The sequence below is a fragment of the Pseudomonas putida genome (assembly GCF_028682475.1).
GTDB classification, from domain to species: domain Bacteria; phylum Pseudomonadota; class Gammaproteobacteria; order Pseudomonadales; family Pseudomonadaceae; genus Aquipseudomonas; species Aquipseudomonas putida_AG.
Genome location: NZ_JANHLE010000035.1, coordinates 1 through 12,996, shown reverse-complemented (window position 1 = coordinate 12,996; position 12,996 = coordinate 1). Strand labels below are relative to the sequence as shown.

11 protein-coding genes and 1 pseudogene are annotated in these 12,996 nt (G+C 62.2%); 3 read left to right on the top strand and 9 right to left on the bottom strand.

Features of this window, described 5'->3' with window-relative positions:
* Positions 1-7: 7 nt before the first annotated feature.
* From NPS47_RS22305 to glyA, 5 genes are all read right to left on the bottom strand, one after another.
* The gene (locus NPS47_RS22305; protein ID WP_038605852.1) at positions 8-640 is read right to left on the bottom strand and encodes a sarcosine oxidase subunit gamma; all 633 of its coding nucleotides are present in this window, start codon (positions 638-640) and stop codon (positions 8-10) included.
* 156 nt (positions 641-796) lie between these two features.
* Positions 797-3,814, bottom strand: a complete 3,018-nt coding sequence (locus tag NPS47_RS22300; protein ID WP_274296923.1) for a sarcosine oxidase subunit alpha — start codon at positions 3,812-3,814, stop codon at positions 797-799.
* Positions 3,811-4,140 carry a sarcosine oxidase subunit delta gene (locus NPS47_RS22295; protein WP_274296922.1) on the bottom strand — a complete coding sequence of 110 codons (330 nt, stop codon included), beginning with the start codon at positions 4,138-4,140 and terminating at the stop codon, positions 3,811-3,813. Before NPS47_RS22295 ends, NPS47_RS22300 begins: the two co-directional genes overlap by 4 nt.
* 14 nt (positions 4,141-4,154) lie before the next feature.
* The gene (locus NPS47_RS22290; RefSeq protein WP_274296921.1) at positions 4,155-5,405 is read right to left on the bottom strand and encodes a sarcosine oxidase subunit beta family protein; all 1,251 of its coding nucleotides are present in this window, start codon (positions 5,403-5,405) and stop codon (positions 4,155-4,157) included.
* A 20-nt stretch (positions 5,406-5,425) separates the two neighbouring features.
* Positions 5,426-6,679, bottom strand: a complete 1,254-nt coding sequence (gene glyA, locus NPS47_RS22285; RefSeq protein ID WP_274296920.1) for a serine hydroxymethyltransferase — start codon at positions 6,677-6,679, stop codon at positions 5,426-5,428.
* Positions 6,680-6,945: 266 nt separating this feature from the next.
* On the opposite strand from glyA, the gene NPS47_RS22280 reads away from it, so the two are divergent.
* The gene (locus tag NPS47_RS22280) at positions 6,946-7,986 is read left to right on the top strand and encodes a low specificity L-threonine aldolase (protein WP_274296919.1); all 1,041 of its coding nucleotides are present in this window, start codon (positions 6,946-6,948) and stop codon (positions 7,984-7,986) included.
* 122 nt (positions 7,987-8,108) lie between these two features.
* Positions 8,109-8,378, top strand: coding sequence for a hypothetical protein (locus tag NPS47_RS22275; protein ID WP_274296918.1), 270 nt, complete (start codon positions 8,109-8,111; stop codon positions 8,376-8,378).
* Between the two features lie 53 nt (positions 8,379-8,431).
* Here NPS47_RS22275 and NPS47_RS25870 read toward each other — a convergent pair whose 3' ends face one another.
* The 4 genes and pseudogenes from NPS47_RS25870 to NPS47_RS22260 form a co-directional block, all read right to left on the bottom strand.
* A complete protein-coding gene (locus NPS47_RS25870) occupies positions 8,432-9,160 on the bottom strand; it encodes a methyl-accepting chemotaxis protein (protein WP_425313544.1) in 729 nt (242 codons plus the stop codon).
* A gap of 132 nt (positions 9,161-9,292) precedes the next feature.
* Positions 9,293-10,324 (bottom strand): annotated as a pseudogene (locus NPS47_RS25865) (HAMP domain-containing protein); the annotation flags it as partial.
* Positions 10,325-10,525: 201 nt separating this feature from the next.
* Positions 10,526-10,828 carry a cell division protein ZapA gene (locus NPS47_RS22265; protein WP_028942233.1) on the bottom strand — a complete coding sequence of 101 codons (303 nt, stop codon included), beginning with the start codon at positions 10,826-10,828 and terminating at the stop codon, positions 10,526-10,528.
* On the bottom strand, positions 10,825-11,055 hold the full coding sequence (locus tag NPS47_RS22260) for a hypothetical protein (RefSeq protein WP_274296916.1): 231 nt from the start codon (positions 11,053-11,055) through the stop codon (positions 10,825-10,827). The genes NPS47_RS22265 and NPS47_RS22260 overlap by 4 nt, the downstream gene beginning before the upstream one ends.
* Positions 11,056-11,328: 273 nt before the next feature.
* Here NPS47_RS22260 and NPS47_RS22255 point away from each other — a divergent pair, with 273 nt between their 5' ends.
* The gene (locus tag NPS47_RS22255) at positions 11,329-12,954 is read left to right on the top strand and encodes a methyl-accepting chemotaxis protein (RefSeq protein ID WP_274296915.1); all 1,626 of its coding nucleotides are present in this window, start codon (positions 11,329-11,331) and stop codon (positions 12,952-12,954) included.
* Positions 12,955-12,996 lie beyond the last annotated feature (42 nt).

Sequence of the window (12,996 nt, the reverse complement as noted above, 5' to 3'; positions counted from 1 at the left end):
ACTCTCCCTAGGCCTCGATGCTCAAACCGTATTCGGCTGCCGCGTCCTGCAGCCACAGCCACCAGTAATCGGAGAAGCTGCGGCGGATCAGCAGTTCCCAGGTTTCCTCGCCAGTACGGCGGATCACCAGTTGCGACTTGGCGAACACCGTGCCCACGGCCTTGCCGACGGGGAAGTTGTTTGGGTGTACATCGTAGCTGGTGGATTTCATCAGCACTTCGCGCACATTCGGGCCGCTCAGTTCCAGCAGGGTTTGCCCGCCGCTGACGTTGACCACCTGGATATGCTGGCCGTCGAGGGCGTCACGCAGTTTCTGCTCGACGGCGAACTCCTGGCCGCCGGGCACGATCAGCAGCCATTCATCCGGGCCCAGCCATTGCAGCGACATCTCGCCGTTGGCGACCACGGTCAGCGCCACCGGCAGTTCCAGGCCCAGGGCCTTGAACACGCCACCGGCGAACGCCGGATCGCGGCCATCGCCACGCAGGGTCAGATGACCGAGGAACTTGTGTTCACGCAGGGTTACCCCGGCGTTCTTGCGGCCTTTGCCGACCAGGCTGGGCAGGTCGGCGTGATGCAGTGGCGACTCGGCCTTGACGTCGTTGCCGGGGCGTTGCTGGTAGACGTTGATCGTGCTCATTACTCACCTGCCTTGAATTCGTTTTCTGTAGGGCGACTACCTTGTGGGAGCCGGCGTTGCCGGCGATGCAAGGCACAGCCTTGCCAACACCAGGGCCGCTACGCGCCCCATCGCCGGCAACGCCGGCTCCCACAGGTCATCAAGCCACCAGATCGATTAAACGTTCTGCCGCTCACCCTTCGGATCGAAGAACACCGAAGAACAGATCTCCGCTTCAATCACACTGCCATCGGCCTGCGGTGAGTAAACCCGCTCGCCAATACGCTTGAGCCCGCCTTTCACCACACCCATGGCGAAGGAATAGCCCAGGGAGTTGCTGGCATAGCTGGACGTCACGTGACCGACCATGTCCATCGGGATCGCTTGTTTCGGGTCAAACACCAGTTGCGCACCTTCCGGCAGCCACTGGTTCGGGTCGACCGGCTTGAGTCCGACCAGCTGCTTGCGGTTCTCGCGCACGCAGTCTTCGCGGTTCATCCCGCGCCAGCCAATCCACGAGAACGGCTTGGTCCGGCCCACACACCAGCCCATGTTCAGATCGTCCGGGGTCATCGAGCCGTCGGTGTCCTGGCCGACGATGATGAAGCCCTTCTCCGCCCGCAGCACGTGCATGGTCTCGGTGCCGTAAGGGGTGAGGTTGTACTGTTTGCCGGCCTCGGCGATTTTCTCCAGCACGCCCATGGCGTAGTTGGCCTGGATGTTGATCTCGTACGACAGCTCACCGGTGAACGAGATACGGAAGACGCGCGCTGGCACACCAGCGACCAGGCCTTCCTTCCAGCTCATGAACGGGAAGGCGTCCTTGTCCAGGTCGATATCGGTCACTTCGCCGAGCAGCTTGCGGCTGTTCGGGCCCGACAGGGTCAGGGTCGCCCAGTGGTCGGTCACCGAGGTGAAGTAAACCTTCAGGTCCGGCCATTCGGTCTGTTGATAAATCTCCAGCCACTGCAACACACGCGCCGCGCCGCCGGTCGTGGTGGTCATGATGAAGTGGTTTTCACCGACGCAGGCAGTGACGCCGTCGTCGAAGACCATGCCGTCTTCCTTGCACATCAGGCCATAACGGGCCTTGCCCACATCGAGCTTGGTCCAGGCGTTGGTGTAGATGCGGTTGAGGAACTCGCGGGCGTCCGGGCCCTGGATGTCGATCTTGCCCAGGGTCGAGGCATCGAGCAGGCCGACGCTGTCACGCACGGCCTTGCACTCACGGGCCACGGCGGCATGAATGTCTTCGCCGTTGCGCGGGAAGTACCACGGCCGTTTCCACTGGCCGACGTCTTCGAACTCGGCGCCGTTTTTCAGGTGCCAGGCATGCAATGCGGTAAACCGCACTGGCTCGAACAGGTGCCCACAGTGTCGCCCAGCCACGGCACCGAAGGTGATCGGCGTGTAGTTGGGGCGGAACATGGTGGTGCCCATTTCCGGAATGGTGATGCCCATCGAGCGTGCCGCGATGGCCAGGCCGTTGATATTGCCCAGCTTGCCCTGGTCGGTGCCGAAGCCCAGGGCGGTGTAGCGTTTGACGTGCTCGACCGACTCGAAGCCTTCACGCGTAGCCAGTTCGATGGCGGCGGCGGTGACGTCGTTCTGCTGGTCGACGAATTGCTTCGGCGCCCGCGCAGTGTTCTTGTCGTGCGGCACCTGGAACAGTGCCACGGTGGCTTCTTCCTGACGCGCCAGGACTTTCGGCAGCGTGCCCTGTACAGCCTTGAAGCCCGCTTCTGTGGCCGCGCGCACGCCGCCTTCGAAACCGTCGGCCAGGGTGTCGGCCAAGGCGAACACACCGTTGATGCCACCGACACACACACGCTTCTGCGGTGCGTCGCCCGGCACGAAGCCGAGGATGTCTTCACGCCAGATTGGTTTGCCGCCCAGGTGCGAGGCCAGGTGCACCACCGGGCTGTAGCCGCCGGAAGTGGCAACCAGGTCGCAGTCCAGCCATTCGCCGGGACTTGCGACTTTGTGCGCCTTGAGGTCAATCGCAGCGACACGGGCAGCGGTGACATGCTTGCTGCCACGCGACTCGATCACCGCACTGGAGGTGAGGATGCGCATGCCCTTGGCGCGCGCCTCTTCCACCAGCGAACCGCGCGGGTTGTGCCGGGCATCAGCGATGGCGACCACCTTCAGGCCGGCGTCATGCCAGTCCAGCGCCACACGGTAGGCATGGTCGTTGTTGGTCGACAGCACCAGGTTGCGACCCGGCGCCACGCCATAGCGACGCACGTAGGTGGAAACCGCACCGGCGAGCATGTTGCCCGGCACATCGTTGTTGCCGTACACCAGTGGCCGCTCGTGAGCACCAGTGGCCAGCACCACGCGCTTGGCGCGCACCCGGTGCATGCGCTGGCGCACGGTGCCGATCGGCGCGCGATCACCCAGGTGATCGGTAAGACGCTCGTGGATGGTAAGGAAGTTGTGGTCGTGGTAACCGTTGACCGTGGCCCGTGGCAACAGGGTCACTTCGCGCATGCCCTTGAGCTCGGCTACTACCGCCGCGACCCATTCGGCCGCCGGTTTGCCATCCAGGCTTTCACGGCTGTCGAGCAGGCTGCCACCGAACTCTTCCTGCTCATCGGCAAGGATCACCCGCGCACCGCTGCGCCCGGCAGCCAATGCCGCGGCCAGGCCGGCTGGCCCGGCGCCGACCACCAGCACGTCGCAGTGCTGGTTCATGTAGTCGTAGCTGTCCGGATCGTTTTCCAGCGGCGCACGCCCAAGGCCCGCGGCCTTGCGGATGTACTTCTCGTAGGTCATCCAGAACGACTGCGGGTACATGAAGGTCTTGTAGTAGAAGCCCGGCGGCATCAGCTTGCCGCCGACCTTGCCGAGAATCCCCATGACGTCGGTGTTGACGCTCGGCCAGCCGTTGGTGCTGGTGGCCACCAGGCCGGCATACAGGGCCTGCTGGGTGGCGCGCACGTTGGGCACCTGGGTGGCTTCGGTGGCACCGATCTGCAGGATCGCGTTCGGCTCTTCCGAGCCTGCGGCGATGATCCCGCGCGGGCGCGAGTACTTGAAGCTGCGCCCGACGATATCCACACCGTTGGCCAGCAACGCCGCGGCCAGGGTGTCACCGGCATAACCCTGGTAGGTCTGACCGTTGAAGGTGAAATTCAAGACTTTGCTGCGATCGATACGACCGCCGCTGGACAGGCGATAGACCTGGCTCATACCTTTTCTCCCTGACCACTGACTGCCAACTGCGGGCTGGTGTTTTTGCCGGTCACTTGCGGTTTGGCGCCGATCGGATAGGTTTCCAGAATTTCGTAGGTCACCGTGTCACGGGTGGCGTTGAAGTACTGGCGGCAACCGGCGGCGTGAATCCACAGCTCGTGGTGCAGGCCACGCGGGTTGTCGCGGAAGAACATGTAGGTGCCCCACTCCTCGTCGGAGCAGGCGTTGGGGTCCTGCGGCCGCGGAATGTGCGCCTGGCCTGCGGCGTGGAACTCCTCTTCGGAGCGCAGCTCGCCGCAGTGGGGACAGAAGATATGCAACATGGGGATTTCTCCTGTTAGTGGGCGACAGCGGCGGCGCCGTGTTCGTCGATCAGTGCACCGTTGTAGAAACGGTCGATGGAAAAGGGTTTGGCCAGCGGGTGCATTTCGCCCTTGGCCAGACTGGCGGCAAAAACGTTGCCCGAGCCCGGCGTGGCCTTGAAGCCACCGGTGCCCCAGCCGCAGTTGAAGAACATGTTCTTCACCGGGGTCTTGGAGATGATCGGGCAAGCGTCCGGCGTGGTGTCGACGATGCCGCCCCACTGGCGGTTCATGCGCACCCGCGAAAGAATCGGGAACATTTCGACGATGGCCTGCAGGGTGTGTTCGATCACCGGGTAGGAACCGCGCTGACCGTAACCGACCCAGCCGTCGATACCGGCGCCGATGACCAGGTCGCCCTTGTCCGACTGGCTGATATAGCCGTGCACGGCGTTGGACATGATCACGCTGTCGATGATCGGCTTGAGCGGTTCGGACACCAGCGCCTGCAGCGGATGCGATTCGATCGGCAGGCGGAAGCCGGCGAGCTTGGCCATGTGCCCGGAGTTACCGGCGGTGACCACACCGACGCGCTTGGCGCCGATAAAACCCTTGTTGGTCTCGACGCCGATAACCACGCCGTTTTCCTTGCGAAAGCCGATCACTTCGGTCTGCTGGATCAGGTCCACGCCCAGGGCGTCGGCGGCGCGGGCATAGCCCCAGGCCACGGCATCGTGACGGGCAACGCCGCCGCGCCGTTGCACGGTGGCGCCGATGATCGGGTAGCGGGTGTTTTTCGAGCAGTCCAGGTAGGGGATCTCTTCGGCGACCTGCTGGGCATTGAGCAACTCGCCGTCCACGCCGTTGAGGCGGTTGGCGCTGACCCGGCGCTCGGAATCGCGCATGTCCTGCAGGGTGTGGCAAAGGTTGTAGACGCCGCGCTGGGAGAACATCACGTTGTAGTTGATGTCTTGCGACAGGCCTTCCCAGAGCTTCATCGCATGCTCATAGAGGTGCGCCGACTCGTCCCACAGGTAGTTGGAACGCACGATGGTGGTGTTGCGCGCGGTGTTACCGCCGCCCAGCCAGCCCTTCTCGACCACCGCCACGTTGGTGATGCCGTGCTCTTTGGCCAGGTAGTAGGCGGTGGCCAGGCCGTGCCCGCCACCGCCGACGATGACCACGTCGTAGACCTTTTTCGGGGTCGGCGTGCGCCACATGCGCTGCCAGTTTTCGTGATGGCTGAGCGAGTGCTTGAAAAGGCCGAAGCCCGAGTAACGTTGCATAGTCTTCACTCCTGAACCGCTCAGCGATAAACCGGAAAATCTGCACAGAGTGCCGACACGTTCTGCGCAACATCGGCCTCGACATCGGCATCGCCGAGGTTGTCGAGGATGTCGCAGATCCAGCCGGCCAGCTCCACGCACTGGGCCACCTTGAAGCCGCGGCTGGTGACCGCCGGGGTGCCGATGCGCAGGCCGGAGGTGACGAACGGCGACTGTGGATCGTTGGGCACGGCATTCTTGTTGACGGTAATGTGCGCGCGGCCGAGGGCGGCGTCAGCATCCTTGCCGGTCAGGCCCTGGCGAATCAGGCTGACCAGGAACAGGTGGTTGTCGGTGCCGCCGGAAACCACGTCGAAGCCGCGCTCGATAAACACCTTGGCCATGGCCTGGGCGTTGTCGATGACCTGCTGTTGATACGTCTTGAAGCCAGGCTCCAGCGCCTCCTTGAAGCACACCGCCTTGGCCGCGATCACATGCATCAGAGGGCCGCCCTGGGCACCGGGGAATACTGCGGCGTTGAGCTTCTTCTCGATCTCTTCGTTACTGCGCGCCAGGATCAGGCCGCCACGTGGACCACGCAGGGTCTTGTGGGTGGTGGTGGTGACCACATCGGCGTAAGGCAGCGGGTTCGGGTACAGACCCGCCGCCACCAGACCGGCAACATGAGCCATGTCGACGAACAGGTAGGCGCCGACCTTGTCAGCGATCTGACGAAAGCGCGGGAAATCGAGGGTTTTCGAGTAGGCCGAGAACCCGGCAACGATCATCTTCGGCTTGTGTTCGACGGCCAGGCGCTCGACTTCGTCGTAGTCGATCAGCCCGGTGCGAGTGTCGATGCCGTACTGCACCGCGTTGTACAGCTTGCCCGAAGACGACACCTTGGCGCCGTGGGTCAGGTGACCGCCGTGAGCCAGGCTCATGCCGAGAATGGTATCGCCGGCCTGCAGCAGGGCCAGGTACACGGCACTGTTGGCCGAGGAGCCGGAGTGTGGCTGGACGTTGGCGTAGTCGGCGCCGAATAGCTGCTTGGCGCGATCGATGGCCAGTTGCTCGACTTTATCCACATGCTCGCAACCGCCGTAGTAGCGCTTGCCCGGGTAGCCTTCGGCGTATTTGTTGGTCAGGCCGCTGCCTTGGGCCTGCATGACGCGCTTGCTGGTGTAGTTTTCCGAGGCGATCAGCTCGATGTGATCTTCCTGGCGTTGCTCTTCGGCATTGATCGCCGCCAGCAGTGCATCGTCGTAACCCTGGATCTGGTCTTGCTTGCTGAACATCGCGTCTCTCCCGGCAGCGGCATAGGGTCTGGTTGGGCAATTGCCCTTTTGCAGCGATCCTATGCCCGACGCAGACAGCCCAGATGCCTATGGACGCCACACAAAGGTGCGTTTACGACATGCGACCTGATCGCGGGGCAAGCCCGCTCCCACCGCACTGTGGGAGCGGGCTTGCCCCGCGATGCTTTGCCGTTCACGACAGTTGTATAGGCGACTTGATAAATCTTGTTTACAGTGCTCACCTGCGTCGTTCACAGGACAGTGTCATGACAGATCAAAGCCAGCAATTCGCCAGCGACAACTACTCAGGTATCTGCCCGGAAGCCTGGGCCGCGATGGAAAAAGCCAACCAGGGTCACGACCGCTCCTACGGCGACGACCAGTGGACCGCGCGCGCCTCGGAGTACTTTCGCCAACTGTTCGAAACCGACTGCGAAGTGTTCTTCGCCTTCAACGGCACCGCCGCCAACTCGCTGGCGCTGTCGTCCCTGTGCCAGAGCTATCACAGCGTGATCTGTTCGGAGACGGCCCACGTCGAGACCGACGAATGTGGCGCGCCGGAGTTCTTCTCCAACGGCTCGAAACTGCTCACCGCCCGGAGTGTAGCCGGCAAGCTGACCCCCGAATCGATCCGCGAAATCGCCCTCAAACGCCAGGACATCCACTACCCCAAACCCCGCGTGGTGACCATCACCCAGGCTACCGAGGTTGGCACGGTGTACCGCCCGGACGAGCTCAAGGCCATCAGCGCTACCTGCAAGGAGCTGGGCCTGAACCTGCACATGGACGGCGCGCGCTTCAGCAACGCTTGCGCCTCCCTCGGCTGCAGCCCGGCCGAGCTGACCTGGAAGGCCGGTGTCGATGTGCTGTGCTTTGGCGGCACCAAAAACGGCATGGCGGTCGGTGAGGCGATCCTGTTCTTCAACCGCAAACTGGCCGAAGACTTCGACTACCGCTGCAAACAGGCAGGCCAGCTGGCCTCGAAGATGCGTTTTCTGTCCGCGCCCTGGGTCGGTTTGCTGGAGACCGGCGCCTGGCTCAAGTACGGCACCCACGCCAACCGCTGCGCACAACTGCTCAGCGAACTGGTCAGCGACGTGCCGGGCGTGGAGCTGATGTTCCCGGTGGAAGCCAACGGGGTGTTCCTGCAGATGTCGGAACCGGCACTGGAAGCCTTGCGCAACAAGGGCTGGCGTTTCTACACCTTCATTGGCAGCGGTGGCGCGCGGTTCATGTGCTCGTGGGACACCGACGAGGCGCGGGTACGCGAGCTGGCGGCCGATATCCGCACTGCCATGGGCGCTTGAAGCCCACAGGCGGCTGTGGAGCGGAACCCTCATCAATTGAACTGGCGTTTTCCCTTGCCTAGATTGGACTTTCCCAGAACCTGTTTCTGGGTCATTGGAAAGTTCAATCTGGAGGGATCCACATGTCGCTCGAAACACGCTCCATCAGTGCTGCTCATTACCTGATCAATGGTGTACTCAGCAAACCCCGCCCCAACATCAACCTGGAAATGTTCGCCTGTATGCGGGTCGGCGATCTTGCCTATCTGCACACCGGCGAAAAGCAGGAAACCGCGGTTCGTATCGACGAAGTCATCTTTATCGAAAGCCAGGTCGTCAATAACTGGGACATTGTTATCCGCGGCCACACGGATAACAGCAAACAAAAAATCAGAGATCTGGTGAAAGGATAATTGTCATAAGCCATGTATCGCTGCCCACGATACATGGCTGCGCATAGCTGCGGTTACAACCTGAAACCGCCCATCTGCCGCGCCAGATCATCGGCCAGACCGCGCAATGCCTGACACTCCTCCCGACAGCCCTGGACATCGGCTGCCGTCGCACGGGCCAGATCGGAAATACCCTGAACGGTGCGATTGATCTCTTCGGTTACCGCCGACTGTTGCTCGGTCGCCGTGGCCACCTGATGGTTCATGTCACTGATGTGCTCGACCTGATCGGTGATGGTGCTCAGGGAAGCGCCGGTCTGCTGGCTGGATTGCACGCCGGTGCCGGTAGCGGCCTGTCCGGCCTGCATCGAAGCCACCGCGCTGCCAGCACCGTGCTTGAGACGCAGGATCATCTGCTGCACCTCATCGGTAGACACCTGGGTACGCCGTGCCAGGGTGCGCACTTCGTCGGCGACCACGGCAAAGCCGCGGCCCATCTCGCCGGCACGCGCCGCTTCGATGGCGGCGTTGAGCGCCAGCAGGTTGGTCTGTTCGGAAATGCTGCGGATGACCGCCAGCACTTCGTCGATTGACGCCACTTCACTGGCCAGTTCACCCACCGCAGTGGCCGCCTGGCCTATTTCACCGGACATGCCTTCGATGTGTGCAATCGAACGGCGCACCACTGCGCGGGCCTCCAGCGCTTCAGTGCGCGCTGTTTCCGACGCCTGCGCGGCATTGCCGGCATTCTGCGCAATATCCTGCACGGTCAGGCCCATTTCATGCACCGCGGTGGCAACCATTTCAGTCATTTCCTGCTGACGCCCCGAGCGCTCAGCGGTGTTCTCCACCACCTGGGTCACCAGCTCGACCGAACGGTGCAAGCGCTCACTGGTGTGCAGCACTTCACCGATCAGGTCGCGCTGGCTGTCGAGAAAGCGATTGAAACCCCGCGCCAGGTCGCCCAGTTCATCCGCACGCGTTGCATCCAGGCGTTGGGTCAGGTCACCGCCACCGTTGCCAATCGCCATCAACGCTGCGGTGACCCGGCGGATCGGCCGGACAATGCCGCGGGCGAGCAACACCACCAGTAACAGCGACACCAGCGCCACAGCGGCACCAATCAGGCTGGTCAACCACACCGTCTCACGAACCGGGGCATAGATCTGTGCTTCGGGCACTTCCGCGACCAGGGTCCAGTTCAGATCGCGCAGCGGCAGACTCAGGGCCAGATAGTCTTCACCGTCACGTTCGAAACGACTGCTGTGCAAACCTTCGTTTCGGCTCAACACGGCCTGGGCCGCTGTCTCACCGATCTGTTCTGCGAGTTTCCTTTTACCGCTCAACTGCTGGTCCGGATGCACCTGGATCAGGCCATCGCCGCGCACCAGAAACACCCGGCCGCGTTCACCGAAGCTGAAGTTGTGGATCAGCTCCGACAGTTCGGTCATGCGCAGGCCAAGCCCGGCAATGCCGACCAGTTTGCCGGCCTTTTCCACCCGGTAGTCGATGAACAGTGCCAGTTCACCGCTACTGCCATCGGTGTCGATATTGAGCAAACGCGGGTTGCCACTGTCGATGAAGCCATAGAACCATTTGTCGGCCGGGTTGCTGCGGCTCAACGTGCGATCCAGACCTTTTTCGTTGTAGTAGTGATTGCTTTCGGTGGCCGCAAACAAGGCGGTGAAGGCCTGGTTTTTCTGCCGCAGGGCTTCGAGGTACTCGATAAATTGCGGCGCCTGGGCACTGTCTTCGCCCGCCGCCAACCAGTCACGCAGCAGGGTGTTGTTGGCAATATCGGCGGCGGCGGTCAACGGGCGGCTCAACATCCGCTCGATGTCGTTACGAATCGCCTCAATGCTGGCCGGCAATGCCGTGTCGACCAGGTAACGCTCGGTCAGGCGATTGACCGCCAGCGAGTAGATCCCGACCACGATAAGAATGCTCACCAACAGGGCTGCGCCCATGCTTGCAATCAATTGCCACTGGATACTGCGCCGCCAGAACTGCATGAACCTTCCCCTGAGTAAATAAGCCTTGTGCTGCAATAGCCAGGCCAATTGTATACAGATGAAAATACAATTATTCCATTGACCCACGACAATGCCGCCCACTGCCGAACAGGCAGTGAGCAAGCAAAAGAAGTAGAACGGTGTGGCGGGAGCCGATCAGCTGTTGCCGATGGTCCGGGCAATGACATCGACCGTGGCGCTGACTTGCTCTTGGTAACGGTCGAGGGCCTGCTGGTGCTGCTGTTGCAGTTCAATCTGCTGCGAGCACAGGTTCAGCGCTGCGAGAACCAGCAGCTTGTCACCAATCAGGGTCGGGTATTTACGCTTGGTCTCGGCCAGCGACGCGTTGAGCATCTGCACGGCCTGCGCCAGGGCCTGTTCCTGGCCTTCGGGGGCCTTGATCGAATAGTCGCTGCCAAGGATCGACACGACATTGATCGGCTGTGCTGAAGTTCTCATGCGTTAACGGTACCGACGCTGGCGCGCTCGACCAGGGCCTGGATGCGCGCGGCGGTGGCGCCCTGCTTTTCTTCCTGTTCCATCAGCGCCAGTTGCAGGCTTTCGTTTTCATCTTTGGCCTGGGCCAGTTCCGCGCCGATCTGCTCGTTGCGTTCGGTCAGTTCCTGATTCTTCTGTACCAGGTCGCTGACGAGTTGTTCCAATTGACTAAGGGAAGTTTCCAACATGATTGCCTTCTCGGGATTTTCAGGGGGCGCACACGATAAAGAAAACTCCGCGTGGTCGCCAGGGATATCGGGTTAGACGCTTCGGCCTGGTGCAGATTGACCCACCGATCAGCGCCCGGTTCCCGTTGCAGATGCCCGCCTGTCAGGAAAACCGCTGGCTATTTCACAGTTTCATCTTCCGCCCCTCAAGTCTGCCCAAGGATGTCCGATAGCGAAGGCAATCCTGAATCTGGCGCCGCTATCGCGCGCCTTTTCCCCCTCCGGAAGACCACCATGTCCCTACGTAATATGAATATCGCCCCGCGCGCGCTGCTGGGGTTCGCCTTGATCGGCGCGCTGATGCTGGGCCTGGGTCTGTTCGCCCTGAACCAGATGAGCAAAATTCGCCAGGCCGGCGAATTCATCGAGCGCTCTTCGGTACCGAGCATCACCAACCTCGATCAGCTCAACCAACTGACCCTGCGCCTGCGTACCTTGTCTTATCGCTTGCTGCTCAACCGCGAAGCCGACACCCTGCAGAACACCCTCAAGCTGATCAGCCAGCGCAACCAGCAGATCGATGAAGCGCGCCGGGTGTATGAACCACTGATCAGCAGCCCCCAGGAGCGTTCTACCTACAACCAGTATGTGCAGTTGCTCGGCGAGTACCGCCAGCTGGAAAGCCGCATGCACCAGGCCTCGCAGAACAACGATCTGGAAACCCTGCGCACCCTGATCAACCGCGACATGCTCAACAGTTCCGAGCAGATCAACGGCGTCATGGATCAGCTGGTCAGCATCAACACCGAGCAAACCCGTGAAATCAACCAGACGGCTGCCGAGCAGTATTCCAACGCCATCAGCCTGGTCGTCGGTCTGTTGCTGACCGCCACGGTGCTGACCCTGATCTGCGCCCTGCTGCTGACCCGCAGCATCGTCAAGCCAATCGATGAGGCCCTGCAAGCGGCCGAGCGCATCGCTGAAGGCGACCTCACCCGCACCATCGAAACCCAGGGCCACGATGAAGCCGCACGGCTGCTGCGGGCCATGGCCAAGATGCAGAACAAACTGCGCGACACTCTGCAGCTGATTGCTGGCTCGGCTACTCAGCTCGCTTCGGCGGCCGAAGAATTGAACAGCGTCACCGACGAAAGCGCCCGTGGTCTGCAACAGCAGAACAACGAAATCGAGCAGGCCGCCACCGCCGTCACCGAGATGACCAGCGCGGTTGAAGAAGTGGCGCGCAATGCCGTGAGCACCTCTGAAGCGTCGAAGGAAGCCACCCGTTCAGCCGGCGACGGCCGTGACCTGGTGCTGGAAACTGTCAGCGCCATCGAACGCATGAGCGTCGACGTTCAGGGCACCGCCGAGCTGATCGGCAACCTGGCGGAAGAATCGCGCGATATCGGCAAGGTGCTGGATGTGATTCGCGGCTTGGCCGACCAGACCAACCTGCTGGCCCTCAACGCCGCCATCGAGGCTGCGCGTGCCGGTGAAGCCGGCCGTGGCTTTGCCGTGGTTGCCGATGAAGTGCGCGCCCTGGCCCATCGCACCCAGCAGTCGACCAGTGAAATCGAGCGGATGATCGGCAGTATCCAGGGCGGTACCGAGCAGGCGGTCAACTCCATGCGCAACAGCACCGAACGCGCCGAGTCGACGCTGAACATTGCCCGCGGTGCCGGCCTGGCGCTGGACACCATCACCGGTGCGGTCGCCGAGATCAACGAGCGTAATCTGGTGATCGCCAGCGCCGCCGAAGAGCAGGCGCAGGTGGCCCGCGAAGTGGACCGCAATCTGGTCAACATCAACGACCTGTCGGTGCAATCGGCCACCGGTGCCCACCAGACGACGGCCGCCAGTGCCGAGCTGTCACGCCTGGCGGTGGATCTGAACGGGCTGGTGGCGCGTTTCAGCGTCTGATCATCGCGGGGCAAGCCCGCTCCCACAGGTGGTGTGATAACC

What these genes read in the sequence shown, in the direction of transcription:
- NPS47_RS22305 (WP_038605852.1), bottom strand. Translation starts at nt 640, where the DNA reads ATGAGCACGATCAACGTCTACCAGCAACGCCCCGGCAACGACGTCAAG.
- NPS47_RS22300 (WP_274296923.1), bottom strand. Translation starts at nt 3,814, where the DNA reads ATGAGCCAGGTCTATCGCCTGTCCAGCGGCGGTCGTATCGATCGCAGC.
- NPS47_RS22295 (WP_274296922.1), bottom strand. Translation starts at nt 4,140, where the DNA reads ATGTTGCATATCTTCTGTCCCCACTGCGGCGAGCTGCGCTCCGAAGAG.
- NPS47_RS22290 (WP_274296921.1), bottom strand. Translation starts at nt 5,405, where the DNA reads ATGCAACGTTACTCGGGCTTCGGCCTTTTCAAGCACTCGCTCAGCCAT.
- glyA (WP_274296920.1), bottom strand. Translation starts at nt 6,679, where the DNA reads ATGTTCAGCAAGCAAGACCAGATCCAGGGTTACGACGATGCACTGCTG.
- NPS47_RS22280 (WP_274296919.1), top strand. Translation starts at nt 6,946, where the DNA reads ATGACAGATCAAAGCCAGCAATTCGCCAGCGACAACTACTCAGGTATC.
- NPS47_RS22275 (WP_274296918.1), top strand. Translation starts at nt 8,109, where the DNA reads ATGTCGCTCGAAACACGCTCCATCAGTGCTGCTCATTACCTGATCAAT.
- NPS47_RS25870 (WP_425313544.1), bottom strand. Translation starts at nt 9,160, where the DNA reads ATGGTTGCCACCGCGGTGCATGAAATGGGCCTGACCGTGCAGGATATT.
- NPS47_RS22265 (WP_028942233.1), bottom strand. Translation starts at nt 10,828, where the DNA reads ATGAGAACTTCAGCACAGCCGATCAATGTCGTGTCGATCCTTGGCAGC.
- NPS47_RS22260 (WP_274296916.1), bottom strand. Translation starts at nt 11,055, where the DNA reads ATGTTGGAAACTTCCCTTAGTCAATTGGAACAACTCGTCAGCGACCTG.
- NPS47_RS22255 (WP_274296915.1), top strand. Translation starts at nt 11,329, where the DNA reads ATGTCCCTACGTAATATGAATATCGCCCCGCGCGCGCTGCTGGGGTTC.